Annotated in this window: 2 protein-coding genes; both read left to right on the forward strand. The window is 76.1% G+C overall.

The window, feature by feature from the left end; genetic code table 11:
* A partial coding sequence (locus CWIS_RS18640; protein ID WP_048342236.1) for a hypothetical protein occupies window positions 1–348 on the forward strand: 348 nt, incomplete at its 5' end.
* A 133-nt stretch (window positions 349–481) separates the two neighbouring features.
* Window positions 482–3,007 carry a cell wall-binding repeat-containing protein gene (locus CWIS_RS17480; protein ID WP_156186562.1) on the forward strand — a complete coding sequence of 842 codons (2,526 nt, stop codon included), beginning with the start codon at window positions 482–484 and terminating at the stop codon, window positions 3,005–3,007.
* Window positions 3,008–3,169 lie beyond the last annotated feature (162 nt).

Consider the following 3,169-nt stretch of genomic DNA (forward strand, 5'->3'; position numbering starts at 1 on the left):
TGGGTCCTGGACGGCGTGCCGCGTGCGCTGATCGGCGCGACGCGCCCCGTCGCCCGCCGCGCGGGGCGCGAACGGGTGGTCGATGCCGCTCTCCAGCGCCAGCAGCGACTCAGCACGCGCTGGAAGACGGCCGTGGGTGGCCCCGGGCACGCGCGGATCGACCCGGGCGCGCTCGCCCGCGTCGTGACGAGGGAGGCCGGCCCGCTCGTGGCGGGTGCGGCGCTCGTGACCTGGGGACACGTGCGGGGGAGGCCGCTCGCGGAGCGCATCGCCGCGGGCAGCCCCGGCGCGGTGGTGGTGCAGGACGCCGACCTCGAGGTCGTCTCCCGGGTGGTCCAGCGGGCCTGAGACCCGCTCCACGACGCGGCGCGCCGACGGTCCGCGAAACGTGCACGTGTGACAGGTGTGAATTACTGTGACGGCGGTTCGGGCCCTTCCTCCATGCCCGGATCACCCGACGTCGGCAGTGAAGGGCACCTCGATGCGACCTCGCCGAGCACGCGTACCGCAGGCGGTCGGCCGGCCCCTGCTCGCCGGTGCGGTCGCGACCGCGCTCGTCGTGACCCTCGCGCCCGCGGTGTCCGCCGCACCCCCTGTCTCGACGGCGGACGCGGCCACCACGTTCGTCCCGCTCGCACCCGACGCGCCCGTCTCGACGACCACCGTGCCGCTCGCCGTCGGCGTCGACGCCACGAGCCGGGCCTCGCTCGCCCTGCCCGTCGAGATCGACGAGGAGCACGCGGGCCACGCCGGCAGGCTCGCCGTGCTGACCCCGGCCCGCGCCACCACGGACTTCGACGTCGTCGGGGTGACGTGGGCGACGGGTGCGGACGTCGAGCGCGTGCTGGTGCGCACGCGGCACGACGACTCGTGGTCGAGCTGGGCCGAGCTCGAGATCGACCCCGAGGCGCCCGACGCGGGCACCGCCGAGGCCGCGCACGCGCGTCCCGGCACCACGCCCTACGTCCGCACCGGCGCCGACGGGCTCCAGGTGCGCGTCGAGACCGCCAGCGGCATCGCGCCCACCGGGCTCGCCGCGACGCTCGTCGACGCGGGCGTCGAGGACCTGGCCGACGCCACGGTCTCCTCGGTGCCCGACAGCGCGGCGCGCGCCGACGCCGGGGTCGAGGACGGCACCGAGGTCGAGGACGGCACCGAGGAAGGTGTCGAGGCCGCGAGCGCCGGCGTGAGCCCGTCGCGGCTGCGGCCCGCGCTCGTGACGCGTGCGCAGTGGCACGCGGACGAGTCGATCCGCAAGCCGATCGACTGGAGCTCGACCATCCAGGCAGCGGTCGTGCACCACACGGTCAACGCCAACGGCTACTCGCGGGCCCAGGCTCCCGCGCTCGTGCGCGGCATCTACGAGTACCACGTGAAGGGTCGCGGCTGGAGCGACGTCGGGTACCACTTCCTCGTCGACCGGTTCGGCACCGTGTACGAGGGGCGCAAGGGCTCGATCGACCAGATCCCGCTGGGCGTGCACTCGGGCGGCTTCAACACGAACACCATCGGCATCGCGATCATCGGCGACTTCACCGGCACCACGCCGCCCGACGCAGCGCTGCGCTCGGTCGCCCAGGTCGCGGCGTGGAAGCTCGCGACGTTCGCGCGCGACCCCCTCGGCACGACCGTGCTCACGGCGCGCGAGGGCAGCACGCACCCCGTGCGCAAGCCCGGCTGGACCGGTTCGCTGCCCGTGATCATGGGCCACCGGGACGTCGCCTCGACCGCGTGCCCGGGCCAGCGGACGTACGACCGGCTGGGCACGATCCGCTCCTACGCCGCTGACCAGGTGCAGCGCGTCGAGTCGCGCGGACGCACCACGTGGGCGTCGCCGGGGGACCCCGTCGTCGCCCAGGCCTACAACGCGTCGACGACGAGCTGGTCGGCGACCGTGCGCTCGGCGTGCTCCGGGACGGTCGTGCGGCGGCTGTCCGGCAGCGGCCGCGGCTGGGTCGACGTCGCGTGGGACGGCAACCGCGACAGTGGCGCGCGCGCACCCGCGGGCATCTACCGGATCACGACGACCAGGCACGGGCTGACCGACACCGTGTGGGTCGAGCGGCTGCCCTCGGGCGGGTACGGCAAGGAGACGTGCGGGCTGTCGCGCTGGGGCGGGTCCGACCGGTGGGCGACGGCTGTCGCGCTCGGCGGTGCGGGCTCGTCGAGCTCGGACGAGGTCGTGCTGGTGGCCGGGACGCAGGCGTCGATCGTGGACGGCCTGGTCGCGGGTCCGTTCGCCGCGTCCCGCAAGGCACCCGTGCTGCTCTCGGCGCGCGACGCGCTCCCGGCGGCGACCCGGGCCGAGATCATCGCGCGAGCGCCGTCACGCGTGTGGCTCGTGGGTGGGACGGGTGTGCTGGGGACGGCGCTGTCGCGCGAGCTGCGCCGCCTGGGCGTCGACGACGTGCAGCGCCTCGCGGGCGACGACCGCTACGCCACGGCCGCCGCGGTGGCGCGCGCGATGCCGGCGTCGTCGCAGGCCGTGCTCGCCTCGGGCGAGCAGGCGCACCTGGTCGACGCGGCCGCCGCGGGTGGCGCCGCCGCCGCGACCGACCAGCCCGTGCTGCTCACGACGCGCAAGAAGCTCCCGACCGCGACGCGCAGCGCGATCATCGCCCGCAAGGTCACGCGCACGACGATCGTCGGTGGGACCGGCGCGGTCTCCGGCGCGACGGCCGAGCAGGTCGAGTTCGTCACCAAGGGCACGGTCGTGCGCTACGCGGGCGACGACCGGTACGGCACCGCGCTCGAGACCGCGAAGGGCTTCGCCGACCGCGTCGGCACGCGCCGGGTGGTCGTCGCGGCGGGCAAGGACGCGCACCTGATCGACTCCGTGACAGCCGGTGCGCTCGGCCGGCTCGTCGTGCTCGTGCCCGGTGCGAGCAGCCACACCGCGGTGCAGTCCTGGCTGACCTCGGTCGGGACGACCACCCTTGACCTCGCCGGCGGCCCGGGGGCGATCACCCCTGCGACGGCACGACTCCTGATCGGCGCGGTGAGATGACCCCAACGCACCAGGCGACGACCGGACGCGGTCGCCGCGGACTGCGGGGCGCGCTCGGGCGCGTCGCCGCGTGGGCGATCGGCGCTCTCGTCGTCGGCCTCGCCGCGGCCCCGGCGGCAGCGGCGGCCGTCCCCGCCGAGGCGCCCCCCGCGCCGGCGGCGG

Origin of the sequence: Cellulomonas sp. A375-1 (genome assembly GCF_001040865.1) — a bacterium.
GTDB lineage: Bacteria > Actinomycetota > Actinomycetes > Actinomycetales > Cellulomonadaceae > Cellulomonas > Cellulomonas gelida.